Genomic DNA, 22654 nt, shown 5'->3' with positions numbered 1-22654 from the left:
GCGGAACCCACCGATTTCTCGGCTTTGCTGCCGCGTGCCCTACAGCCTAAGCGAGCGAGCGTCATCCGAACGGTCAGTTACCGATGAGCGAACGGACGAGTCTCTTCTCGACGCCGCGGCTTCCGCCCTGGTGAGAAGCCTACTGAACCGCGCTGCGCCACGCGCCGGTGACACCCAGTCGCCGGAAGTTTCCACCAGCCGGGTGTCAGGACGCTCGAGCCATGCCAGGATGCGCTCGGTCTCCTCGGCGGAGGCCGCCGGGACCGGTCCCGGCCCCGGAAGGACCGTCTCGGCCGTCGCCCGCGCGAGATCCAGGGTCGGCCGGGGGTGCAGCCGCGGCGGTGAGGTCGCCGCGGCCGCGAGGCGGCCGTGCCGGACGACGATGATCTCCCATCCGTACGCGTCGTTGCGCCGGGCCGCCACCAGCTCCCCGAGCCGGGTCAGCGCCCCCAGCCGCTGCATCCGCACGGTGGCGCGCAGCAGCGCGATGAGCCGCGACCGGATGACCGCCGCCTCCTCGTAACGTTGCCGCTCCGACAGCGCCTCGATCCTCGCGAGCAGCGCCTCGACCAGCGGTTCCGGATCGCCGTGGGTCGCCGTGCGAAAGGGCAGCGCGGCGCTGAGCGCGTACTCCTCGGGGGAGATCTTGTGCTCGCAGGGTGCCGGGCACCGCCCGAGCTCGGCCAGCGCGCAGGCCGGCGTGACCGTGCGGGTGGAGAGCTTGTGCGTGCACTGGCGCACCGGCAGCGCGTCGTAGACCCCGGCCGCGGCCAGCTCGGCGGTGCGCCGCGACGAGAACGGCCCCAGATAGGCCGCGCCATCGTCGGCGAGCTGCCGGACCACGGAGAGTCGCGGATATGCCTCCGTGGTCAGCTTCAGCCAGACGACCCGCTCGGGATACTTCGACCTGCGGTTGTACGGCGGCGCGTGCGACGCGATGAGCCGCAGCTCGCGGACCTCGGCCTCGAGCGAGTGCGCGCACTCGACGGCCTCCACCCGGGTCGCGGCGGCGATCATCTCGGACATCCGGGCGCGCTTCTCGCTGGCGGTGAAGTAGCTGCGCACCCGCGTGGCGATGTCGACCGAGGTGCCCACGTAGAGCGGCCGGTCGTCGGCGGCCCGGAACACGTAGACGCCGGGAGCATGCGGCAGGTCGTCGGCCAGGTGCCGCTTGCGCCGCTGCGCCGGGGTGACCGCCTTGGCGAACTCGACCGCGTCGCCGAGCGTGTGCACCTTGTAGCTGCCCAGCCGCTCGATCAGGCCGTGCAGCACGTCGACGGTGGCCTTCGCGTCGTCGAGTGCCCGGTGCGTGGGCTGCACGGCCGCCCGGAAGAACTGCGCGAGCGTGCCCAGCTTGCGGTTGGGCACTTCGTCGCGGGTCAGTGCCCGCCGGGCCAGGGCAGCCGTGTCCAGCACGCGCACCTGGGGCCACTGATATCCGTGCCGCGCGCAGGCCGCCTTCAGGAAGCCGACGTCATAGGGGGCGTTGTGGGCGACCAGCACCGACCCCCGCAGGAACTCCAGCAGGCTCGGCAGCACGACCTCGATCGGCGGCGCCGGAGCCAGCATCGCCTCGGTGATCCCGGTGAGGACCGTGATGAACGGCGGGATGCGCTCACCCGGGTTCACCAGGGTGCCGAAGACGCCGAGCTCCTCACCGCCGCGCACCTTGACGGCCCCGATCTCGGTGATGCCCGCGCCGTCGGGGGCGCCGCCCGTCGTCTCCAGGTCGAGCACGACGAACGTCGTGTCCCGCAGGGACAGCGCCGCCGGATCGACGGAGCCGTCGGCGCTCAGGAGGGTGTCCAGAGTGCCCTGCACGTATGCCGGTTGTACCACGGCGGGCAGATTAGAGGCCGGGTACGACAATCTCCGGGCCGGTGCCCGAAAAGATCACTTGCTTCGACAAGCTTTTCCGCTGCCCACGGTGGGAGAATGGAAAAATGTCCGCGCCGTACGAGCACGACGACCGCCCCTCCGCGGAGGTGGCGGCGCTCGGCGCGGACCCGGCGGGGCCGTCCTCCCCGGGCGCCGGGGACGATGTCTCGCCGCCGGCCGATGCCCCTCCCGTCGGTGACGGTGGGCACGGTTCTCCCGTCGGTGATGGTGGGCAGCGTTCTCTCGCCGGTGATGGTGGGCAGGGTTCTCCCGTCGATGACGGTGGACAGCCCGAGCCGACGCTGCCCGAGCCCGTCCGGCAGCGGATCACCGTGCTGACCGCGGCCGCGCTGCCGGCGCTGCCGGGTGATGAGATCCCCGTCGCGCTGCGCCGGGTCGCGCGCTTCGCCCCCAACCGGCGGGCGCGGCTCGGCGGCCAGGCACTCGCCGCGCAGCTCGCCGCCGACCCGCTGTTCCGGCAGCGCATCGGCGGCCGTGTCGTCGCCGATGCCGGCGACCTGGGCGCTGCTGTCGCGGGTGGCATGGCCCCGGCAGCCGCCGACCCCGTCGAGGTGGCCGCGCTCGCGTACCTCGCCAGGCCCGCCGGATGGCGCGACCTGATCGAGGCGGCCGGGGAGTCGGTGCGTGCCGAGGCCGACAGCGCCGCGGTCGCCAATCTCGTCCGCGAAGCCGAGCAACGTGCCGCCCGCGCCGAGCACGACCGGGCGGTCGCCAAGGTGGAGGCCGACAAGCTCCGCGACGAGCTTGCCCGCGTACGCGAAGAACTCGGGCAGTTGCGGGAGGAAGCCCGCACGACAGCTCGCGCGCTGCGCGAGTCGCAGGCCGCCCACAAGCGAGCCAGCGACCTGCTGGCCACGGAGAAGGGCCGCGCGGCCAAGGTGGCCACGGAGCACGATGCGGAGGTACGGCGGCTGCGCACGCGCCTGGCCGAGGCGGAAGCGGCGGCTGCCTCGGGCAAGCAGAGCGCCAAGGACGCCCGTGCGGCCGACGACGCCCGCCTCTGGCTCCTGCTGGAGACGATCGGGCAGGCCGCCTCCGGATTGCGCCGCGAACTGGCGATCGGTCCGGCGGACAAATTGCCCGCGGACTTCGTTGCCGACACAGCGGCAGACCGTCCCGGTGGCCAGGAGCGCTCCCGGCCCCGAGCGCAGGACACCGACGACCCGGGCCGCCTCGACCAGCTGCTCGCCCTGCCGCGCGCCCATCTGATCGTCGACGGTTACAACGTGACCAAGCGCGGCTTCGCCGACATGTCGCTGGAGCAGCAACGCAAACGGCTGATCACGGGGCTGGGCGGCATCGCGGCGCAGACCGGCGACGAGGTCACGGTCGTCTTCGACGGTGCCGAACGGGTCCACGGGCTCCCGCCGTCGCCGCGCGGCGTACGCGTGCTCTTCTCGCGCAAGGGCGACACCGCCGACGAGCTCATCCGCCAGCTCGTCCGGGCCGAACCGGTCGGCCGCCCGCTGGTGGTGATCTCGTCGGACCGCGAGGTCGCCGACGGGGTACGCCGGCACGGCGCGTACCCGATGGGAGCCGACTCACTTCTGCGACGGCTCGCCCGCGGCTGATTTTTGTCATACCCCTCGCATAGCGTGATTGTCACCGATGGTGGTCGGTCCGCGACAAGCTCTTCCCCCGAGATCGCGGCCGGACCACCGTCGGCACGAGGAGGAAGTGATGATCATCGACTGCGGCCGCTGCCCCGGTAGGGGACGCGGATGCGAGGGTTGCCTGATCAAGGCGATGGCGGAGACGCCGGAGGGCATCACCGACCTGACCCCGGGCGAGCTGCGCGCGATCGAGATGTTCGAGCAGGCCGGCTTCGACGTGCAGCTGCTGGAGACGCCGGAGCCGCCGGTCTCGGTCCCGCTCTTCCGCCGCCACGGCCACGTGGCGTGATCATGAGGGAGGGCGCGGTGGCCGCCGGCGGGTGACGCGGCCGTCGCGCAAGGCCGGATGTGATCATCGGGCGGGCCCGGGCGGGCGGCGAGCTGGGCCGGGCGGCGAGCTGGGCCGGGCGGCGAGCTGGGCCGGGCGGCGAGCTGGGCAGGCGGTGGGCTCGGCCGGGCAGCGGGCCGGGCGCTGGGCGGCGGGCCGGGGTGCCGGAAGGCGGGCCGGGCCGGGCGGCGGGTCGGGCTGGAAGGCGGTCCTGCCTGGCGGCGGTCCGGGCCGGGCGTGCGCGGCGCGCTGAGCTGGGCGTGCCGGCCCGGGTGGGCCGGTTCGGCCTGGTGGGTGGCTGCGGCCCGGGTGCGGCCGGTTCGGGTGGGGCCGGTTCGGGTGGCGGGTTGCCGCCCTAGGATGGGCGATCACGGCTGACGGTGACGGAGCGGGACGGAGGCGGTGGGTGTGACGCCTCGGTGGTGGGCTGCTTGCGCCTTGGGGGTGCTGGTGGCCGGCCTGGTCGTTTACGCCGCGGCGGCGATTCCGTGGCATCGGCCGCCGGCGCCGCGGGCCGATCAGGTGGCCGCGCTCGGGCAGTTGCCCGCGGACAAGGTCGCCCGGGCCCGGGAGTTTCATTCCGCCCTGCGGCCCGCCTCGTACGGGGGGATGGCGGTGGGGCTCGTCGCCGCGCTGCTGCTCGGGTTGACGCCGCTGGGGTCGCGGCTGGTCACGCTCGTGGGGCGGCCGTTCGCCGACCATTGGATCGCTCGGGCCGTTCTGGGCGGGCTCGTGATCGTGCTCGTCGTCGAGGTGTTGACCCTGCCGTTCGCCGCGTGGCGGCACACGATCGTCGTCCGGTACGGGATCTCCACCCAGGGGTGGGGCGCGTGGGCCGTCGACCTCGCCAAGTCGTACGCGGTGGGTGCTGTTCTCGGGGGTCTGGCCCTGCTCGGGTTCTTCACCGTCACCCGGCTCGCGCCGCGGTGGTGGTGGGCGTTTGGTGCCGCCGGTGCCGCCGCGCTGGTCGTGCTGCTGTCGTTCGTGCTGCCGGTGGTGGTCGAGCCGATCTTCAACAAGTTCACGCCGATGGCGGCCGGGCCGCTGCGGACCGAGTTGATGCAGGTGGCGGCGCGTGACGGCGTACCCGTCAAGGATGTGCTCGTCGCCGACGCCTCGCGGCGGACCAAGGCGGTGAACGCCTACGTCTCCGGGTTCGGGCCGACCCGGCGGATCGTCGTTTACGACACGATGCTCACCGAGGCGACGCCCGACGAGGTGGTCTCCGTGGCCGCGCACGAGCTGGGGCACGCGAAACGCCACGACGTGCTCACCGGGACGATCATCGGGGCCCTGGGGGCGGCCGTCTCCGTCATCGCTCTGTACCTGCTCGGGTCGCTCGGCTGGCTGCTGCGGTGGGCCGGCGTCGACGCGATGGGCGAGCCGCGGGCGATCGCGCTGCTGCTCGCGCTGGTCACCCTGGCCGGGCTGGCCGGCGGGCCGGTGCAGGCGCTCGTGTCCCGGCGGATCGAGGCGCGGGCCGACGCGCATGCGCTGGAGCTCACCCGTGATCCCGCCACGTTCGAGGCGATGCAGCGCCGCCTCGGCGCCGTGAACCTGTCCGATCCGGACCCGCCCGCCTGGGAGTACGTCATGTCCGCCTCGCACCCGTCCACCGTGGAACGCATGGCCGCGGCCCGCGCGTACGCCCGGGGCGAGCGCTGATGCCCCGCGCGCTGTTCGTCGCCACCCACGTCGCCGGGGGGCCGCGCTGATGGCCCGCACGCTGCTCGTCACCAACGACTTCCCGCCGCGTCCCGGCGGCATCCAGCAGTTCGTGCACAACCTGGCCGTACGGCAGCCCGCCGGCTCCGTCGTCGTGTACGCGTCGACGTGGCGGGGTGCGGAGAAGTTCGACGCGGAGCAGCCGTTCGAGGTGATCCGCGAGCAGACCGGCGTCCTGCTGCCCACGCCGGCGGTGGCCCGCCGGGCCGCCGAGATCGCCCGATCGCACGAGTGCGACAGCGTGTGGTTCGGCGCCGCCGCGCCGCTGGGGTTGCTGGCGGACGGGCTGCGCCGGCGGGCCGGGATCGAACGGGCGGTCGCGCTGACCCACGGGCACGAGATCGGCTGGGCCGCCCTGCCCGGCGCGCGGCAGCTGCTGCGCCGCCTCGCCCGCGGCAACGACGTGGTGACCTACCTGACCGAGTTCCAGCGGGTACGCCTCGACCGCGCCCTGCACGGCCTCACCACGCTGGAGCGCCTCACCCCCGGCGTGGACGTGGACGCGTACCACCCCGGCGTGGACGGTTCGCAGGTCCGGGCGCGGCACGGGCTGGGTGGGCGGCCGGTGGTCGTGTGCGTGTCCCGGTTGGTGGCGCGCAAGGGCCAGGACATGCTGATCCGCGCGCTTCCGGAGATCCGGCGCCGGGTGCCCGGGGCGGCGCTGCTGATCGTCGGCGGTGGCCCGTACCGGAAGAAGCTCGAAGCCCTGGCCCGCGCCGAGGGTGTCGCGGCCGACGTGGTCTTCACCGGCTCGGTGCCGTGGGAGGAGTTGCCGGCGCACTACGCGGCGGGCGACGTCTATGCGATGCCGTGCCGCACGCGCGGCGGCGGCCTCGACGTCGAGGGCCTGGGCATCGTGTACCTGGAGGCGTCCGCGACCGGGCTGCCGGTGCTGGCGGGCGACTCGGGCGGTGCGCCCGACGCGGTCCGCGAGGGTGAGACCGGGTACGTGGTCGGCGGGCGTGACGTTCCGGCGATCGCGGACCGGCTGGCCGGGCTGCTGGCCGACCCGGAGCAGGCGCGGCGGATGGGCGCGGCGGGCCGGGCCTGGGTGGAGCGGGAGTGGCGCTGGGAGACGAAGGCGGCGCGGCTGGCGTACCTCCTCGAGCGTGAATGAGTCCGTGAGCGCATAGACGGGTGTCGTGGCGGCGGGGTAGGAACGGCTGAGAGCCCACGGGACGGGAGCCGTTGATGCAGGACGCCACCCGGCAGGACGCGGCGAGCACACGGGCCCGCGAGGACCGCGCCGGCGACGCCCCGGCCGCCGAGCGCGCCGCCGAGGGCGATGGCGACCGCCCGGGCGGCGAGGGGGACGGCGACCGCCCGGGCGGCGAGGGCGACGGCGACTGCCCGGGCGGCGAGCGCGTCGCCGCCGAGGACGGTGAGGCCCCGGCGACCGACATCGCCGGTGAGGGTGACGATCTGGCCTTGCCGTACTGGCTGACCAGCACCGAGGAGGCCGCCAACACCAGCTTCACCCGGATGTTCCGGCGGCTGCCGCGGCTGTTGCGGTCCGCGTTGTCGCTCGCGTGGCGGGCCAGTCCCGGCAGCACCGTCGCCGTCGTCGTGTTCCAGGTGCTCGGCGGCCTCGCCAGCGCCGTCGGACTGATCAGCGTCGTCGGGGTGTTCGACGGGCTGCTGCGGGAAGGGCCGACGCCCGAGCGGGTGCGGGCCGCCGTACCGTCGCTGCTTCTGCTCGTCGGGGCCGTCGCCCTGCGCGGCGCCCTCGCGTCGGCGGCCGCGGCGGCCAACGGGCGGTTGACGCCCAAGGTCTTCCAGGCCGCGGAGATGCAGCTGCTCGAGCTCACCACCGGTGTGGACCTGTCCACGTTCGACGATCCGGGCTGGCGCGACGCCATGGAACGGGCCCGGGACCGCGGCATCAACGCGGCCGAGATGCTCGTCGACCGGGCCATCGAGCTCGGCACCAACCTGATCGGCCTGGTCGCCGCCGCCGGGGTGCTCGCCGTGCTGCATCCCGTGCTGCTGCCGTTGCTCGTGCTCGCCGTCGTACCGATCGCGTGGGCCGCCGTGCGCTCGGCCCGGCTCGGGTACCGGCAGGTGCTGCGGTTCATCGCGGTGTGGCGGCGGCAGCGGATGCTCGCCGAGCTGCTCGCGGCCCGCGAGTCCGCGCCGGAGCTGCGGGCCTTCACCGTACGCGACTTCCTGCTGGCAGAGATCAAGCGGCTGCTGGCGGCCGCGACGCTGCAGGAGATCCGGCTGTCCGAGCGACGCGTACGCACCACGCTCATCGGCAACGTGCTCAGCGGGCTCGCCACCGGGCTCACGTACGCGGTGCTGCTGTGGCTGCTGTGGACCGGCCGGATGGACCTGGCCGCCGCAGGCGCCGCCGCGTACGCGATCAACATGGGTATCGGAAAGCTGACGGAGCTCGCGTACAGCGCCAACCGGGTCTTCGAGCAGGGCCTCTACTTCGCCGACTTCGAGGGCTTCTGCGAGCTCTCGCGCGAGCGGCGAGAGACGATCACGGGGCGCGGCGCGCCCACCGGCTTCGCCGAGATCCGCCTCGACGACGTGACGTTCAGCTACCCGGACGCGGAACGACCAGCCGTCCGCAACGTCAGCATGACCCTGCGTCGCGGTGAGATCGTCGCCCTTGTCGGCGAGAACGGCTCCGGCAAGTCCACCCTGGCGCGGCTGCTCGCCGGCCTCTACCGCCCGCAGGGCGGCCACATCCGCTGGGACGACCGCGACCTCGGCGACTTCGACCCGGAATCCGTGCGGCGGCGGGTCGCGGTGGTCATGCAGGAACCGACCCGCTGGCCGTTCTCGGCCCGGACCAACATCACCATCGGACGGTACGACAGCAGCGCCGCGATGCCGCAGGTGGAGGCGGCCGCCCGGGCCGGCGACGCCCACGAGTTCGTGATGGAGCTTCCGCGGGAGTACGAGACGCTGCTGTCCCGCCACTTCACCGACGGCGCCGACCTGTCCGGCGGGCAGTGGCAGCGGCTGGCGGTGAGCCGCTCGTTCTTCCGGGACGCGCCGCTGCTGATCTGCGACGAACCCACCGCGAACCTCGACGCTCGCGCCGAACACGACGTCTACCTGCGGCTGCGGGAGCTGGCGGCGGGCCGTACGGTCGTGCTGATCACGCACCGGATGGCCAGTGTGCGGGAGGCCGACCGGATCTACGTGCTGGACCACGGCCGGCTGGTGGAGGAGGGCGACCACGGGTCGCTGATGGCCCTGGACGGGATCTACGCGCAGCTGTTCACGTTGCAGGCGAGCGCGTACCAGTCCTCGCCGTGAGCCGCGTCGCAGCCCGTGGGCGGCGGGTGGCAGGCGTGCCAGAGTGGGCGGGTGGACGTTCCCGGGCTGATCGCTGTGGCAGCGGTCCTCGTCGTGGGCGTCGCCGCGGGGGTGTGGCGGCGTTCGACCGACGGGCGGCTGCGGACGGTCGCCGGTGCGGCTGCCGTCGGTGCGGCCGCCGCTGGTGGGGCTGCTGCCGGTGGGGCTGCCGCCGGTGGCGCAGCGGGCATGGGTTCGGCGAGCGGGGAGTCCGGTGGCGCGAGGGACACGGCCAGGGATGACTCCGCGGCGCAGCCCGAGCGGATCGATCCCGATCTGCTGGGTGCGCTCGGTGTACGGGCCGGTGAGGTGACCCTGCTGCAGTTCTCGTCGGCGTTCTGCGCGCCGTGCCGGGCGGTGCGGCGGGTGAGCTCCGAGGTGGCCGGCATGCTCGACGGGGTGCGGCACGTGGAGGTGGACGCCGAGAGCCACCTGGACGCGGTACGGGCGCTGGGCATCTGGAAGACGCCGACCCTGCTGGTCGTCGGGCCGGACGGGCGGGTGGCCAGGCGGGCCACCGGGGTGCCGGGCAAGCCCCACCTGATCGCCGCCGTGGCCGACCTGCTGCCTTCCCGCTGACCCGGCGTCTCGGGACGGTTCCCTCCGGAGGGCCGCCCTGACCTGGCTTTCTGCACCTGCGCGCCGGTGATGGCTATCACGGTGGCGAAACCGTCCGGGCGTGCGACAGTCCAGGTCATGCAGCTGGATGCGCGTGGCCCGCGGTTCGCCGCGGTGGTGACCACCGTGGTGCTCGTCGTGGTGCTGGCGACCGGGTGGGGGTGGCTCGCCGCCGCGCAGGCGGTGGTCTTCGCGATCACGGCCGCCGATCCGCGCCGGGGTCCGTACGGCCTGCTCTTCCGTGCCCTGATCGCGCCGCGGCTGGGTCCGCCTGCCGAGCGCGAGGATGCGGCGCCCGTCCGGTTCGCTCAGCTGGTGGGGTTCGTCTTCGTGAGCGTGGCGGCCGTGGGGTATCTGGCCGGGGTGCCGGCGCTGGGCCTGACGTTCGCGGCGCTCGGGTTGCTCGCCGCCTTCCTCAACGCCGCCTTCGGGTTGTGCCTGGGGTGCGAGGCCTATCTGGGGATCCGGCGGCTCACGACCCGCCGTGCCTGACGGCGGGCCGCCGCCCGGACGGACCCGAGAAGTTCAGAAACGCCGAAGGTGCCCGGATCCTGCCCGGAACAGATGATCTGCGCGGGCCGGCGGCGCGCCCGTCCCGGCAAAGAGCGCCCCGCCCGCGGCGCGCCCGTCCCGCAAGGAGCCCCGCCCGCGGCGCAGCCGTCCCGCAAAGAGCGCGCCGCCCGCGGCGTGCCCGTTCCAGAAGCAGCGCCGCCCGCCACCGATCGGTGACGGGCGGAGCGGCGCGCGAGGGAAGCCCTCAGAACTTCGGTGCGTCCGGTGCCTCGAGCAGCCCCAGCCGCAGCGCCGTCATCAGCGCCTGGGCCCGGTTGGCCGCTCCGAGCTTCTCGTACAGCTTCGAGATGTGCGTCTTGGCCGTGGACTCCGAGACGAACAGCTGCTTGGCGATTCCCGCCACGCTCATGCCGTCGGCGAGCAGGCGCAGGACCTGGCCCTCGCGGGGGGAGAGCTGGGGGCCGGACGGGGCGAGCCGGCGCTTCATCGCCTCGGCGAGGTCCGCCGCCGTGAACGCGCTGGGGGCGGACGCCGCGTGGCGGGCCGCCGCGACGACCTCGTCGGCCGGGGCGGTCTTGGGCACGAAGGCGCTGGCGCCGGCCTCGAGGGCGCCGAAGAGCTGGTCGTCGCCCGCGTACATGGTGAGGACCACGATGCCCATGTTGGCGTTGTTCTTGCGCAGGGCCCGGGTCGCCTCGAGGCCGCTGCCGTCGGGCAGGCGCAGGTCCATGATGACCACGTCGGGCTGGAGCGCGCCGGCCTGGCGGACCGCCTCGGCGGCCGTGGCGGCCTCGCCGACCACCTCGAACTGCCGGTCCCGCTCGAACGCGTGCCGCAGCCCCTTACGGATCAGGTCGTGATCGTCGACGAGGAGCACCTTGGTGCGGGTCGTCGGCATCGGACTGGTCGACATGCTCGGGTTACTCCCCTTCTGGTGCGGAAACGCTATCCCGCACGCTATCGCGCCGAGCGGAGGTTCCGAGCACTACCGCTACGGTTGTCCCGCTGGGGTGTCGCGGCCGGATCTCCAGACGGCCACGGATACGTTCCGCTCTCTCCGCCATGATCGCAAGGCCGTAGCGGCCGTCGGGACGGTCGTCGGCGAAGCCCTTGCCGTCGTCGGAGACCTCGATCTGCGCGTACGGGGGGTCGACCGTGCAGGTCACCCACAGGTTGGAGGCGCCGGCGTGCTTGCGCGCGTTGGTGATCGCCTCCTGGGCGATGCGCAGCAGCTCGGCCTCCGTCGCGGCGGGCAGGCGGGCGGTCGACTCGTCGAAGGTGAAGTGCACCCGCAGGCCGGCCGACGTGCCGAGGGTGCGGGCGTACTCGGCGATGGCCGCGGCCAGACCGCCGTTGCGGTCCACCTCGGAACGCAGCTCGAAGAGGCTCAGCCGCAGCTCGGTGATGACCCGGGTGACCTCGCCGCGCAGCGTGCGCAGCTCCTCGGCGGTCTCCTCGGCGCCCTCGGGGAGCGTCGCCTGAGCGTTGTCGATGCCGTAGCCGACCATGACGAGCTCCTGCGCCACGCCGTCATGGATCTCGCGGGCGAGTCGCTGGCGTTCCTCGTTGGTGGCCAGTGAGCGCACCTCGTCGAAGAGCAGGGCGGCCTCCAGCCGCAGCGCGGCCGGGCCGGTCACCTCGGTCACCCGGGAGATCACCGCGGAGGGGTACGCGTTGGGCACGTCCGCCTCGAGGATCACGAGCCCGATCGTGCGTACGCCCGCGACGAGCGGCACCACCAGCGACGACGCGTCCCCGCCGCGGTGCGAGCGGGCCTGCGAGCGCGAGGCGGTCTGCGGCTGCTGGGTGGCCCACGCGTCGGCGATCGCGGAATCGGCGTCGAGGGTGACCTCCCAGTCGACGCGTTCGGCGCCGGTCTGGGCGAGCACCACGAGCCGGCCGCCGCCGCTGGCCGACAGCACGGCCGCGCGGTGCCCGGGCGCCACCACGCGCAGCTCCTCGAGCAGGTGCTCGGAGATGCCGCCCGGGTCGAGTGTGGCGCCGGGCAGGGACCGGGCGACGCTGCGCAGCTGGGTGAGCAGCCGGGTGGCCTCCGCGTACGGCTGGGGGGTGTTCTCGGCCGGCGCCATCAGCTGCCGCATGGTGTCGGCGGCGAAGGTGACGATCGCGCCGAGCACGAGCCACTGGCCGCCGGCGGCGAGGTAGCCGGCCTGGGTGATGATCGTGTCGCCGTCCTCCACGATGACCCCGCCGACCACCATCGCGACCGCGGCGACCCCGAGCAGGGCGGCGCCCTCGGTGGGCCGTCGGCGCAGGGCAGCGGTCAGCAGTGGCACGGCCAGGTACGGCAGGACGGCCTCGGCGCCGAAGCCGGCGTCGACGGTGCCGCGGATGTTGGCGGCGGCGGCGACCGAGCCGGCGGCGAGCCCGGTGACGGCGACCTCGGCGAGGCGCCCGAGCGGCGCGGCGATCCGGTGGTTCGGCGCGAAGAACGCCGGCAGCGCCGCGACCAGCAGCAACGCGATCCAGCGCAGCTGCCCCGCGTCCTGCGTGGCGATCAGGGTGAGCGCCGCGACGAGGGCGAGCATGACGAGGCGGGCCGCCACCGCGAGCGGGTGGACGCGCACGGGAGCGCTGGCTGAGGCTGGCACGTGACGGATCGTAGCCGGACCGCCGCCCGGCGGCCCATCGCCCGATGCGGCCGGACCCGGCGCAGCGGCCCGCGCCGGCGCCGGCCGCCGGACGCGACCGTCCAGCGCCGATGCGGCCGGGGCTCGTCGGTATCGCGGGCCGCACGGGGTAGCCTGCCAGCCATGGCGGACACCTCGACGCAGTCGATCCAGGTCCAGGCCTCCCTCGATCAGGTGGCCGCGGTGATCTGCGACTTCCCCCGCTACCCGGAGTGGGCGGACGCGATGAAGCAGGTGGAGGTCCTCGAGGAGTACGAGGACGGGTATGCGGCACAGGTCCGGTTCGTCATCGACGCCGGTCCGCTCGCCGACGATTACACCCTGGAGTACGCGTACGCCGAGGACCTGTCGCGCATCGAGTGGCATCTCGTGGCACCGTCGAAGATGCAGAAGACGCTGGACGGCTCGTACGACCTCACCGACGCCGGCGACGGCACGACGACGGTGACGTACACGCTCGAGGTGGAGCTCAACATCGGCATGCTCGGCATGTTCAAGCGCAAGGCCGAGAAGATGATCATGGATACGGCGCTGAAGGAGCTGAAGCGCCGGGTCGAGAGCCTCGCCCGCGCATGACGGCCGTTCTCCGCGAGCGCCGCGCGAAGGGCTGGGGACGATGACAGGCAGCACGGGAACGGCACGCCAGGAGGCGGAACGGCTGGTCGCCGCCCTGCTCGCGATGGCGCAGGGCGGTGGGAAGGACTCGGCCGGCCTGGGTGATCTGCTCAAGCTCTTCACGGGTACGGGGTCACAGCAGCACAACCGCAGCACCGGCTGGGCGACTGGCACGGCGGAGTGCTGCGTGTGCCCGATCTGCCGGGCGATAGCCGCAGTGCGCGATCCCGACCCGCACACCGCCGAACGCCTGGCCGCCGGTGCGGGCGACCTCGCGACCGGGGTGGCCAGCATCATGCGAGCGTTCGCGACGATCTCGAGCGTCACGAACGCCAAGCCGCAGCCCAAGCCCGCCCCACCACGTCCCGAACCCACCCCCGACCAGGCCTGGTCCACGGCCACGCGCGCGCATCGTGAGCCGGTGTCCGAGCCGGAGCGCCCGTCGCCGGTGGACGAGACCACCGACCCCTGGGGCGCGGCCACGCGCACCCCCGCACCGACTCCCACCTCCCTCCCCGCCTGGCACGAAGCCGGAACGCGCACCGCCGAGCCCGCCCCGCGCAAGGCCGCGCCCACGGCGAGAATGGACACAGTTCCTGCGGGTGGTGACCTGCGGCCCCGTACCGAAGAATCAGGGTCACCGAAATCCGTGACGCGCCTTACGGATCCGTGGGCTGCGGCGGTCGCGAACTACGCAAACGGGGAGTCGCGTGGCGAAACCGGCGTGGCGGGAACCGGCAGCGTAGATCATGATGTGGCGGCACAAGGGACACCGGCTCCGGCCGAGGACCGCGGCGGCGGTGCGGGCGACGACGCCCGCGGCGACGACGCGGTGTGACACAACAGAGGGGACGGGCAGCGTGACGCTGACCATCGGGATCGACGTCGGCGGCACGAAGGTGGCCGGCGGGGTGGTGGACGACCGGGGGACCGTGCTCTCGCACACGCGGCGCGAGACCCCGGCGGACGACCCGGCCGGCACGCGGGACACCATCGTCGCCGTCGCCTCCGAGCTCGCCGCCCAGCACCCCGGGGCCACCGCGGTCGGCATCGGCGCGGCGGCCTGGATCGACGCGGCCGGGGCGACCGTGCTGTTCGCCCCCAACCTGGCCTGGCGCGACGAGCCGGTCCGCGACTACGTCTCGAAGGCGGTCGGGCTGCCGACGGTGCTGGAGAACGACGCGAACGTGGCCGCCTGGGCGGAGTTCCGGTTCGGGGCCGCGCGTGACGCCGACGACTCCATGGTCATGATCACCGTGGGGACCGGCATCGGCGGCGGCATCGTGCTGAACGGCGCGCTGTGGCGCGGCGCGAACGGCATCGCCGGCGAGCTCGGCCACATCCAGTCGGTCAACGGCGGCCATCCGTGCGGCTGCGGCCGGCTCGGCTGCCTCGAGCAGTACGCGAGCGGCAACGCCCTCGTCCGCTTCGCCCGGGCCGGGGCGCGGCAGGAGCCGGACCGGGCGGCGCAGCTGCTGGGGCTGGCCGGCGGCGACCCGCTGCAGATCACCGGCCGGATGATCACCGAGGCGGCGCAGAGTGGCGACGGGGTGGCCCGCGACGCGTTCGCGCAGATCGGCTACTGGCTGGGGGTGGCGATGGCCGACCTGGCGCAGGCCTTCGACCCGCAGCTGCTGATCGTCGGCGGTGGGGTGATCGACGCGGGTGACCTGCTGATGGGCCCGACCGAGCGGACCTACCGCGAGCAACTCGCCCAGCGCGGGCGGTTCCCGGTGGCGGAGATCCGGGCCGCCGAGACGGGCAACACGGCCGGCGTGCTCGGCGCGGCCGACCTGGCCCGGCGGATCTGAGGGGGACGACGTGGCCGGGGTCCCGCTGCGGGTGCTGAGCTACAACGTGCACGGGCTGCGCGACGACCGCGCGGCCCTGACCGGGCTGGTCCGTGAGCTGGCCCCGGACGTCGTCATCGTGCAGGAGGCGCCGCGCCGGTTCCGCTGGCGGCACAAGTGCGCGGCCCTCGCCGACGACTTCGGCATGGTGGTGGCGGCCGGTGGCCTGCCGTCGCTGGGCAACCTGCTGCTGGTGAGCCTGCGCGTGCGGGTGCACGACACCTGGTGCCTGCGGTATCCGCTCACCCCGGGCCGCCACCTGCGCGGCGCCGCGTTCGCCAGCTGTTCGGTGCACGGCGGCCGCTTCACCGTCTCCGGCTCGCACCTCGCCACAGACCCGGCGGAACGCCCGGACCAGGCGGCGCTGTGGAAGCAGGCGCTGTCCGAGGTGGAGGGTCCGCTGGTGGCGGGCGGCGACCTCAACGAGGGCCCGGCCGGGGGAGCGTGGCGTACGGTCGCCGACGGGCTGGTGGACACCGCCGAGCCGGCCGGTGGCACCGCGCTGACGTTCCCCGCGACGCTGCCCCGGCTGCGTCTGGACGCCTTGTTCGTCTCGCCGGACGTCGAGGTCGCCCGCTACGAGGTGGTGGACTCGGAGGCGGCCCGCCGCGCGAGCGACCACCTGCCGGTCGTCGCGGATCTGATCCTGCCCGGCAACTGACGCGCCGGCGCTCTCGTCACCCGAGGTAGGTGCCCAGGGCGTCGAGCAGGCCCCGGGTGCCTTCCTCCCGGCCCTTCCCGCCGTCCCAGAACTGGTCGAAGAAGACGCCGTGCTCGGCGTGCGTGAACCGGGTGCCCGCGCCGGCCGGCTCGAACTCGAGCGACGCCACCGAGGTCGACATGTGAACGCCGTCGAGCCACATGTCGTACGTCGTGACGATGCGGACGTGCTCGACGATGTCGGTGTACGTGGCCTCGTACCGCGAGACCGGCCCGTCGTGGAAGGTCCCCTCGGCGATGTCCCGTCCGCCGACGCGGAAGTCGAACGCCCACTCGCCGGGCTCCATCGCGTCGCCGGCGCCCCACCAGGACAGCTTCTGCTGCTCGTCCGCGAACGCATCCCAGACGCGCGCGACAGCAGCGGGGTAGTCGCGGGTGAGGGTGAACCCAGAGTGGGCGAGCCGGCGTTCGATCGTCATTTGTCGTCCTGCCGCGTGAAGGTGACGTGGATGGTGCCGCTCTCGGCCGTCTCCGTCGTCACCTGGTGGGTGAGCTCGAGGCCCCGCAGGTCGTCCCACACCCGGGCGCCCCGGCCGAGCACGATCGGGGCGATCATCACGTGCAGGTCGTCGACCAGGCCGGCGCGCAGGAACTCCCGCGCGGTGCCGACCCCGCCACCGACGCGCACGTCCAAGCCGCCGGCCGCCTCGGTGGCCTCGGCGAGCACGTCCTGGATCGCGGTGTTGCGGAAGTGGAACGTCGTCCCGCCGGCCATCGGGAGCGAGGGCCGCGGCGCCGTGTGGGTGAGGACGTAGACCGGGGTGCCGAACGGCGGCTGGTCGCCCCACCAGCCCTTCCAGTCCGGGTCGTCGGGGTACGTGTGCAGGCCGTACATGCCCGCGCCCATGATTTCGGCGCCGACGCCCTCGAAGTGCGCGGCGGCGTGGGCGTCGTCGACACCGGTCGTGCCGCTGCCGCTGGTGTCGCCGAAGATGCGTGCGCGGAACGTGCGGGTCGCGGCCCAGGCCGCCGTGAGGCGTCCCCAGTCCTCACCCATCGGGTTCTCCGGGGTCGGGTCGTCCGGGGTGTAGCCGTCCAGTGAGGCGAACAGGTCGATGCGAACGCGGGTCATGTCAGGTTTCCTTGTCCTTCGGTGCGGGCCAGGTGGATGCCGAGCCGGTCGGCCTGGCGCTCCGCGGGGGTTCGTTGCTCGTCGAGCCACAGGTGCAGGACATCGAGGGCGCCCGGTCGCAGGCTCACGGTCCGGACCCGGCCGTGCTTCTCCGACGTGACGACTCCCGCGTTCTCCAGGACCCGCAGGTGCTGCATCAGCGACGGCAATGCCATGGCGAACGGCGCCGCGAGGTCGGACACGACGGCCGGGGACTTCGCCAGCCGTTCCACGACGGCCCGGCGCGTCGGGTCCGCGAGGGCGCGGAGCACGGCGTCGAGCTCGTCGTGATACTTAGGCACGAGCCTAACTATTCTCGCTGGGACGCGACCGGTCAACCGGGAACTTGCCCCTTCCGGGCGTACGCCGCGTTCTGCAAGGATTCCCGGGTGCACGACACCCCTGAGATCGCCGACCGGCACGACGCGGTCTGTGTGGTCGGCGCGGGCGCCAGCGGCCTCGCGGCGATCAAGAACCTGCGCGAGCAGGGTTTCTCCGTCGACTGTTACGAGCGCGAGACCTCCGTGGGCGGAGCCTGGAACTGGCGGCACGACCGCAGCCCGGTGTACGCCGGCACCCACCTGATCTCGTCCCGGCCGCTCACCGAGTTCCCCGACTTCCCCATGCCCGACGACTGGCCCGACTACCCCGACCACACCCGGGTGCTGACCTACCTCGAGCGGTACGCGGAGCACTTCGCCCTGCGCGACAGCATCTGGTTCGGCACCGAGGTCGTGGCCGTGACCCCGGTCGGCGACGGCCGCTGGGACGTGACGACGTGCAGCACCGGCGGCGGCGCCGAACGGGTGCAGCGCTACGCCGCGGTCGTGGTGGCCAACGGGCACAACTGGTCGCCGAAGGCGTTGTCGGTCGACACGTCGGCGTTCCGGGGGCGGATCATGCACGCGGCGGCGTACAAGGATCCGGCGCAGCTGCGCGGCCGCAAGGTGCTGGTGATCGGCGGCGGCAACACCGGCTGTGACATCGCCGTCGAAGCCGCCCAGCAGGCCACGACCGTCTGGCACTCGACGCGCCGCGGCTACTGGTACGCGCCCAAGTACGTCTTCGGCCGCCCCGCCGACCAGATCAACGCCAAGCTGCTCCAGCTGCGCCTGCCGCTGCGGGTGCGGCAGTGGCTGTACCACCGCACGGTCCGGCTCACGGTCGGCGACGTCACCCGGTACGGCCTGCCCGCGCCGGACCACCGCCCGTACGAGAGCCACCCGGTCGTCAACAGCCAGCTGGTCTACTACGTCGGCCACGGCCGGGTCACGCCCGTCCCCGACGTCGTGCGGATGGAGGGCTCCACTGTGGAGTTCGCCGACGGCCGCCGCGTCGAGCCCGACCTGGTCGTCACGGCCACCGGCTACCTGCCGCGCTTCGAGTTCCTCGCCCCGGAGCTGCTCGGCATGGACGCCGACGGCAAGCCGGACCTGCACCTGCACGCGTTCGCCCGGCGGCACCCGACGCTGGCCGTGGTCGGGTTGGTGCAGGCCGATGCCGGGCTGTTCCCGCTAGCCCACTGGCAGAGCGTCGCGGTGGCCCGCTGGCTGCGACTGCGCGCGACCGATCCGGAGCGGGCGGCCGCGGTGCAGCAGAAGGAGTCGGCGCGGCCGCTGCGCTCGTGGACCCGGCTGCACGTGGTGCCGTCGTCGCGGCACTGGTTCGAGGTGGGTTTCACGAGCTATCTGCGGGCCCTCGGTGACCTTCTGGACCGGATGGAGGCACCCGCATGAGTTCGCGGCTGTTGCGGTTCGAGGACTGGACGTCGCCGGTGCCGCCGGTGCGCCGCGAGGTGCTCAGCGCCCTGCCGCACCCCGACGAGGGGGAGCCGCCGCTGCTGTTCGTGCCCGGGCTGGGGCACGGCGGGTGGGCGTTCCGGGAGCACTGGCTCGGGCATGTCGCGTCGCGGGGCTTCGCCGCGTACGCGCTCACTCCGCGCGAGCGGGGGTCGCTGCGGGCGTACGTGCACGACGTCGTCCAGGTCGCTGCGGGCCTGCCCCGGCAGACCGTGCTCGTCGGGCACGGCACCGGCGCGCTGGTCGTGGCGCACGCGCTCGCCCGGTATCCGGCCCGTGCCGCGGTGCTGGCTGCGCCGGTGCTCGAGGGGTGGCCGGCGCTCGGCGCGGCGCTGCGGGCGAACCCGTTCGGCACCCTGCCCGCCCTGTTCGGTGGTGCGCTCAAGCTGAACCGCAAGCAGCTGTTCGGCGCGGAGGCGCCGGACGCGTACGCCGAACGCCTCACCCCGACGCCGTCCGCGGTCGCCCGGTCGCTGTTCACCGCCCCGGCGCCCGCCGCGCCGGCGGGATCGCCGCCCGTCCTGGTCGTCGGCAGCCCGGACGACCGGGTCGTCACCCGCAAGGCGCTCGACCGCACGGCGGCCCGGTACGGCGGCGCGCCGCTGCTGTTCCCCGGCATGGGGCACGACCTGATGCTGGACGCGGCCTGGCGCGACCCGATCGACGCGATCCTCGACTGGCTCGTCAAGGAGTTGGCCGACCAGCGGCATTCAGGGTCTTAGCCAGGCGGCGATCCCGCCGGTGCGGTCCAGCGCCGTCAGGTACGCCCGCGCCCAGGCGAGGATGTCGTGGCTGGTGAGGTGCGCCCGCATCGCGGCCATCCGGCGCTCCAGGTCTTGCGTGCCGGCCTCCATCGCGTGCAGCAGCGTCTCCTTGAGCCCGTCCACGTCGTGCGGGTTCACCAGGAACGCGTCCTCGAGCTCGGCGGCGGCGCCGGCGAACTCGCTGAGCACCAGCGCGCCGGAGCCGTCCGCGCGGGCGGCCACGTACTCCTTCGCGACCAGGTTCATGCCGTCGCGCAGCGGGGTCACCACCATCACGTCGGCGGTCTGGTAGAGCGCGGCCAGGTCGGCGCGGTCGAACGGCTGGTTGAGGTAGTGGATGGCGGTCTCGCCGACGCGGCCGTACTCGCCGTTGATCCGCCCGACCTCGCCCTCGATGCGGTCGCGCAGCACCCGGTAGTTCTCCACCCGCTCCCGGCTCGGCACCGCCACCTGGATCATCACCGTGTCGCGCACCTTGACCCGCCCGTCGCGCAGCAACTCGCTGTACGCCGTCAGCCGGTGCTCGATGCCCTTCGTGTAGTCCAGCCGGTCCACGCTGAGCAGCACCCGCCGCGGCCTGCCCAGGTCCGTACGCAGCTGCTCGGCCCGGTCCCGCACGTCGGGGCGCGCGGCCAGCGACTGCATCTCCGCCACGTCGATCGAGACCGGGAACGCCCCGGTGCGCACCGTACGCCCGTCCACAGTGATCTGATCGTTGGCGGTGACCGGCGCGCCCAGCAGCTTGACCGCCAGCTGGGCCACGTTGTGCGCGGCCTGCGGACGCTGGAAGCCGACGAGGTCGGCGCCGAGCATCCCGCGCAGCAGCTCCACCCGGCGCGGCAGCTGCATGAACAGCTCCGGCGGCGGGAACGGCACGTGCAGGAAGAATCCGATCAGCACGTCGGGGCGCAGCTCGCGGATCAGCTGGGGGACGAGCTGCAGGTGGTAGTCCTGCACCCAGACCGCGCCGCCGGGCTCGACCACCTCCGCGGCCGCCTCGGCGAAGCGCCGGTTGACGTCGCGGTACGTCTCCCACCAGCCACGGTCGAAGACGGGCTGCTCGACCGCGTCGTGGTACAGCGGCCACAGCGTGGAGTTGGCGAAGCCCTCGTAGTAGCCGCGCAGCTCGTCGGCGGAGAGGCCGACCGGTCGGATCCGCAGGGTGCCGATGTCGGGCAGGGGCGGCGCGTCCCCGACGCCGCCGGCCCAGCCCACCCACGTCGCGGGGGTCTGCTGCAGGATCGCGTGCAGGGCGCTGGCGAGGCCTCCGGGGCTGCGTCTCCACTCGCACGCCCCGTCGGGCGCGGTGCTGTCGTCCAGCGGGAGACGGTTGGCGACGACCACGAGCGAACTCTGGCGCATTCACGAGAGGTTACGCGACGGCTACCAAGCGATATAGAGGTGGGGGTCTATGGGAGGGTTTCAGACGACTGCGCCGTCGTCGAAGTCGTCGTCGTCCTCACCGGAGCGCAGCCGCCACACCAGCGTCACCGCGCCGGCGACGATCGAGGTGAAGCCGATCAGCGTCACGATGGTGCGCTGGATGGGCAGCAGCCACGGGAAGACGAACAGCACGAAGCCCAGGACGACGCCGAGCACCCCGGCGATCGCGTACTTGGAGATGTGCGGCAGCGGGGGCGGGGGTGGCGGCACGTACCGCTCGTCGTCCTCGTCGTCGATGCCGGTGCCGAACGTGTCGAGGCCGTCCAGCATGCTCGGCTCGTCCACCCGGTCGGTGCGGCGGCGGTTGAGCTGGATGCCGGTGAAGTCGGTGGCCGAGGTGAGCTTGTCGCCCGGCTGCGGCTTCGGCGGCTCGTACGCTGGCGGCTCGGGCGGCGCGGCGGTGGGATCGATGCCCTCGGCGGCTGGCCACGGCGGCGCGGTCGGGTCGACGGCGGTGTGGAAGCCCGCGACGATCTTGGCCCACTCGGCGTCGACGTCGGTCTGGTCGCCGCCGGCGAGCGGGTCCGGCCGGGGCGCGGGCGGGGTCGGGCCGGCGCCGCCGGTGAGTTTGTGCAGGTGCTCCCGGGCCGTCGCGAGGTGCAGGCGGTCGACGTAGAGCCGGTCGGTGGGCCGGGCCGGGAAGGTCGTGGCGCGCAGGATCGGGTTCAGATCGGCGGAGGGCTGCAGGTAGGCGGCGATCCCCCCGGCCGCCAGGACGTCGAGCAGGTGCTCTCCGACACGCGGATCCACGTCGCCCGCGGCCGCGTAGTCGGCCGCGTCGAGCCCGTTGTCCCGCCGCCCGCGACGGGCGCCACCCGCAGACACCCTGCACACTCCTCGCCCCCGCGCACCTCGCGCGCGTGCCTTGAATGGTGACACGACAGGTACCGCTTGCGGGAGTGCGTTGTGGCGTGCCGCTCCCGCTTCGTACGCTTTGGCTGCCCCTCGACGGGAAGGACACTGGTGTTCTACTGGCTGCTGAAGTTCGTCCTCCTCGGGCCGGTCCTCAAGGTCGTGTTCCGCCCCGACGTGCAGGGGCTCGAGCACGTGCCGGCGACCGGTCCGGTCATCCTCGCCTGCAACCACCTGTCGTTCTCCGACTCGATCTTCACACCGTTGCTGGTCAGGCGCAGGGTGACATTCGTCGCCAAAGCGGAGTACTTCACCGGCAAGGGGATCAAGGGCTGGCTGATGCGCCAGTTCTTCCTCGGCGCCGGCACGATCCCGATCGACCGTTCGGGCGGCACGGCGGCCCGCGCGGCCCTCGACACCCAGCTACGGGTGCTGCGCTCGGGCAACATCGCCGGCATCTACCCCGAGGGGACCCGCTCGCCGGACGGCCGCCTCTACCGCGGCAAGACCGGGGTGGCCCGGCTCGCGCTGGAGAGCGGCGCCCCCGTGGTGCCGGTGGCGCTGCTCAACACCGACGAGATCCAGCCGACCGGCAAGCTGATCCCGTACGTCAAACGGGTCCGCGTCCGCTTCGGCAAGCCGATGGACTTCTCGCGCTTCGCGGACCGGGCCGGCGACCGCTTCGTCGAGCGCGCGGTGACCGACGAGATCATGTACGAGCTCATGACGCTGACCGGCCGCGAGTACGTGGACGTCTACGCGGCCACCCTCAAGACGTCCGTGGAGGCGCCGGCGCCGGCCGCGGAGAGGAGCCGTACCGCGGCCGGATAGGGCTGCAACG

General features: G+C 73.5%; 22 protein-coding genes. 14 read left to right on the top strand and 8 right to left on the bottom strand.

Going from position 1 to position 22654, the window contains the following annotated elements; translation table 11 throughout:
• Positions 1–39: 39 nt before the first annotated feature.
• Positions 40–1839: a DEDD exonuclease domain-containing protein gene (locus AB0K03_RS16455; protein WP_364685056.1), complete on the bottom strand. Its 1800-nt coding sequence runs from the start codon at positions 1837–1839 to the stop codon at positions 40–42.
• A 104-nt stretch (positions 1840–1943) separates the two neighbouring features.
• On the opposite strand from AB0K03_RS16455, the gene AB0K03_RS16450 reads away from it, so the two are divergent.
• From AB0K03_RS16450 to AB0K03_RS16420, 7 genes are all read left to right on the top strand, one after another.
• On the top strand, positions 1944–3470 hold the full coding sequence (locus AB0K03_RS16450) for an NYN domain-containing protein (RefSeq protein ID WP_364685054.1): 1527 nt from the start codon (positions 1944–1946) through the stop codon (positions 3468–3470).
• A gap of 109 nt (positions 3471–3579) precedes the next feature.
• Positions 3580–3801, top strand: a complete 222-nt coding sequence (locus AB0K03_RS16445) for a hypothetical protein (RefSeq protein ID WP_364685052.1) — start codon at positions 3580–3582, stop codon at positions 3799–3801.
• 447 nt (positions 3802–4248) lie between these two features.
• Positions 4249–5505, top strand: coding sequence for a M48 family metallopeptidase (locus AB0K03_RS16440; protein ID WP_364685050.1), 1257 nt, complete (start codon positions 4249–4251; stop codon positions 5503–5505).
• Positions 5506–5554: 49 nt separating this feature from the next.
• Complete coding sequence (locus AB0K03_RS16435; protein WP_364685048.1) at positions 5555–6682, top strand: glycosyltransferase family 4 protein; 1128 nt, start codon at positions 5555–5557, stop codon at positions 6680–6682.
• Positions 6683–6756: 74 nt separating this feature from the next.
• Positions 6757–8838 (top strand): ATP-binding cassette domain-containing protein, encoded by a 2082-nt coding sequence (locus tag AB0K03_RS16430; RefSeq protein ID WP_364685046.1) that lies wholly within the window; start codon positions 6757–6759, stop codon positions 8836–8838.
• Positions 8839–8889: 51 nt separating this feature from the next.
• Entirely contained in the window at positions 8890–9456 is a 567-nt protein-coding gene (locus tag AB0K03_RS16425) for a thioredoxin family protein (RefSeq protein ID WP_364685044.1), read from the top strand.
• A gap of 117 nt (positions 9457–9573) precedes the next feature.
• Positions 9574–9987: a DUF4395 domain-containing protein gene (locus AB0K03_RS16420; RefSeq protein WP_364685042.1), complete on the top strand. Its 414-nt coding sequence runs from the start codon at positions 9574–9576 to the stop codon at positions 9985–9987.
• Positions 9988–10252: 265 nt separating this feature from the next.
• Here AB0K03_RS16420 and AB0K03_RS16415 read toward each other — a convergent pair whose 3' ends face one another.
• Both AB0K03_RS16415 and AB0K03_RS16410 read right to left on the bottom strand, forming a co-directional pair.
• The gene (locus AB0K03_RS16415; RefSeq protein ID WP_023359837.1) at positions 10253–10921 is read right to left on the bottom strand and encodes a response regulator; all 669 of its coding nucleotides are present in this window, start codon (positions 10919–10921) and stop codon (positions 10253–10255) included.
• A 7-nt stretch (positions 10922–10928) separates the two neighbouring features.
• Positions 10929–12557, bottom strand: a complete 1629-nt coding sequence (locus tag AB0K03_RS16410) for a GAF domain-containing sensor histidine kinase (RefSeq protein WP_364685461.1) — start codon at positions 12555–12557, stop codon at positions 10929–10931.
• Positions 12558–12782: 225 nt separating this feature from the next.
• Between AB0K03_RS16410 and AB0K03_RS16405 the strand changes: the two genes are divergently transcribed.
• The 4 genes from AB0K03_RS16405 to AB0K03_RS16390 are packed head-to-tail and all read left to right on the top strand — an operon-like array spanning position 12783 to position 15785.
• Entirely contained in the window at positions 12783–13235 is a 453-nt protein-coding gene (locus AB0K03_RS16405; RefSeq protein WP_364685040.1) for an SRPBCC family protein, read from the top strand.
• A gap of 40 nt (positions 13236–13275) precedes the next feature.
• A complete protein-coding gene (locus tag AB0K03_RS16400) occupies positions 13276–14112 on the top strand; it encodes a hypothetical protein (protein ID WP_364685038.1) in 837 nt (278 codons plus the stop codon).
• Positions 14113–14134: 22 nt separating this feature from the next.
• Positions 14135–15085, top strand: coding sequence for an ROK family glucokinase (locus AB0K03_RS16395; protein WP_364685036.1), 951 nt, complete (start codon positions 14135–14137; stop codon positions 15083–15085).
• 10 nt (positions 15086–15095) lie between these two features.
• Positions 15096–15785, top strand: a complete 690-nt coding sequence (locus AB0K03_RS16390) for an endonuclease/exonuclease/phosphatase family protein (RefSeq protein ID WP_364685034.1) — start codon at positions 15096–15098, stop codon at positions 15783–15785.
• A 16-nt stretch (positions 15786–15801) separates the two neighbouring features.
• Here the strand turns inward: AB0K03_RS16390 and AB0K03_RS16385 are convergent, their stop codons facing one another.
• From AB0K03_RS16385 to AB0K03_RS16375, 3 genes are read right to left on the bottom strand one after another with little or no spacing between them, the layout of a single operon-like run.
• Positions 15802–16263, bottom strand: a complete 462-nt coding sequence (locus AB0K03_RS16385) for an SRPBCC domain-containing protein (RefSeq protein ID WP_364685032.1) — start codon at positions 16261–16263, stop codon at positions 15802–15804.
• Positions 16260–16916 (bottom strand): dihydrofolate reductase family protein, encoded by a 657-nt coding sequence (locus tag AB0K03_RS16380; RefSeq protein ID WP_364685030.1) that lies wholly within the window; start codon positions 16914–16916, stop codon positions 16260–16262. The genes AB0K03_RS16385 and AB0K03_RS16380 overlap by 4 nt, the downstream gene beginning before the upstream one ends.
• On the bottom strand, positions 16913–17257 hold the full coding sequence (locus AB0K03_RS16375) for a metalloregulator ArsR/SmtB family transcription factor (RefSeq protein WP_364685028.1): 345 nt from the start codon (positions 17255–17257) through the stop codon (positions 16913–16915). The genes AB0K03_RS16380 and AB0K03_RS16375 overlap by 4 nt, the downstream gene beginning before the upstream one ends.
• Before the next feature lie 87 nt (positions 17258–17344).
• Between AB0K03_RS16375 and AB0K03_RS16370 the strand changes: the two genes are divergently transcribed.
• Both AB0K03_RS16370 and AB0K03_RS16365 read left to right on the top strand, forming a co-directional pair.
• On the top strand, positions 17345–18691 hold the full coding sequence (locus AB0K03_RS16370; protein WP_364685026.1) for an NAD(P)-binding domain-containing protein: 1347 nt from the start codon (positions 17345–17347) through the stop codon (positions 18689–18691).
• Positions 18688–19476: an alpha/beta fold hydrolase gene (locus AB0K03_RS16365; RefSeq protein WP_364685024.1), complete on the top strand. Its 789-nt coding sequence runs from the start codon at positions 18688–18690 to the stop codon at positions 19474–19476. Before AB0K03_RS16370 ends, AB0K03_RS16365 begins: the two co-directional genes overlap by 4 nt.
• Here the strand turns inward: AB0K03_RS16365 and AB0K03_RS16360 are convergent.
• Together AB0K03_RS16360 and AB0K03_RS16355 are read right to left on the bottom strand one after the other, a co-directional pair.
• A complete protein-coding gene (locus tag AB0K03_RS16360; protein WP_364685022.1) occupies positions 19465–20880 on the bottom strand; it encodes a trehalose-6-phosphate synthase in 1416 nt (471 codons plus the stop codon). The two genes, AB0K03_RS16365 and AB0K03_RS16360, sit on opposite strands and share 12 nt — an antisense overlap.
• A 60-nt stretch (positions 20881–20940) precedes the next feature.
• Positions 20941–21786, bottom strand: coding sequence for a DUF308 domain-containing protein (locus AB0K03_RS16355; RefSeq protein ID WP_364685020.1), 846 nt, complete (start codon positions 21784–21786; stop codon positions 20941–20943).
• Positions 21787–21924: 138 nt separating this feature from the next.
• Here AB0K03_RS16355 and AB0K03_RS16350 point away from each other — a divergent pair, with 138 nt between their 5' ends.
• Positions 21925–22644 (top strand): lysophospholipid acyltransferase family protein, encoded by a 720-nt coding sequence (locus AB0K03_RS16350; RefSeq protein ID WP_364685018.1) that lies wholly within the window; start codon positions 21925–21927, stop codon positions 22642–22644.
• Positions 22645–22654 lie beyond the last annotated feature (10 nt).

Origin of the sequence: Actinoplanes sp. NPDC049316, from assembly GCF_040677315.1 — a bacterium.
In the GTDB taxonomy this organism is placed as follows: Bacteria; Actinomycetota; Actinomycetes; order Mycobacteriales; family Micromonosporaceae; genus Actinoplanes.
This window is presented reverse-complemented; position numbering and strand designations above follow the sequence as displayed.

Bases quoted from the DNA above. Each gene is read 5' to 3' on its own strand.
- AB0K03_RS16400 (WP_364685038.1), top strand. From the start codon at position 13,276: ATGACAGGCAGCACGGGAACGGCACGCCAGGAGGCGGAACGGCTGGTC.
- AB0K03_RS16360 (WP_364685022.1), bottom strand. From the start codon at position 20,880: ATGCGCCAGAGTTCGCTCGTGGTCGTCGCCAACCGTCTCCCGCTGGAC.
- AB0K03_RS16410 (WP_364685461.1), bottom strand. From the start codon at position 12,557: ATGCTCGCCCTCGTCGCGGCGCTCACCCTGATCGCCACGCAGGACGCG.
- AB0K03_RS16450 (WP_364685054.1), top strand. From the start codon at position 1,944: ATGTCCGCGCCGTACGAGCACGACGACCGCCCCTCCGCGGAGGTGGCG.
- AB0K03_RS16430 (WP_364685046.1), top strand. From the start codon at position 6,757: ATGCAGGACGCCACCCGGCAGGACGCGGCGAGCACACGGGCCCGCGAG.
- AB0K03_RS16385 (WP_364685032.1), bottom strand. From the start codon at position 16,263: ATGACGATCGAACGCCGGCTCGCCCACTCTGGGTTCACCCTCACCCGC.
- AB0K03_RS16445 (WP_364685052.1), top strand. From the start codon at position 3,580: ATGATCATCGACTGCGGCCGCTGCCCCGGTAGGGGACGCGGATGCGAG.
- AB0K03_RS16405 (WP_364685040.1), top strand. From the start codon at position 12,783: ATGGCGGACACCTCGACGCAGTCGATCCAGGTCCAGGCCTCCCTCGAT.
- AB0K03_RS16365 (WP_364685024.1), top strand. From the start codon at position 18,688: ATGAGTTCGCGGCTGTTGCGGTTCGAGGACTGGACGTCGCCGGTGCCG.
- AB0K03_RS16420 (WP_364685042.1), top strand. From the start codon at position 9,574: ATGCAGCTGGATGCGCGTGGCCCGCGGTTCGCCGCGGTGGTGACCACC.
- AB0K03_RS16415 (WP_023359837.1), bottom strand. From the start codon at position 10,921: ATGTCGACCAGTCCGATGCCGACGACCCGCACCAAGGTGCTCCTCGTC.
- AB0K03_RS16435 (WP_364685048.1), top strand. From the start codon at position 5,555: ATGGCCCGCACGCTGCTCGTCACCAACGACTTCCCGCCGCGTCCCGGC.
- AB0K03_RS16380 (WP_364685030.1), bottom strand. From the start codon at position 16,916: ATGACCCGCGTTCGCATCGACCTGTTCGCCTCACTGGACGGCTACACC.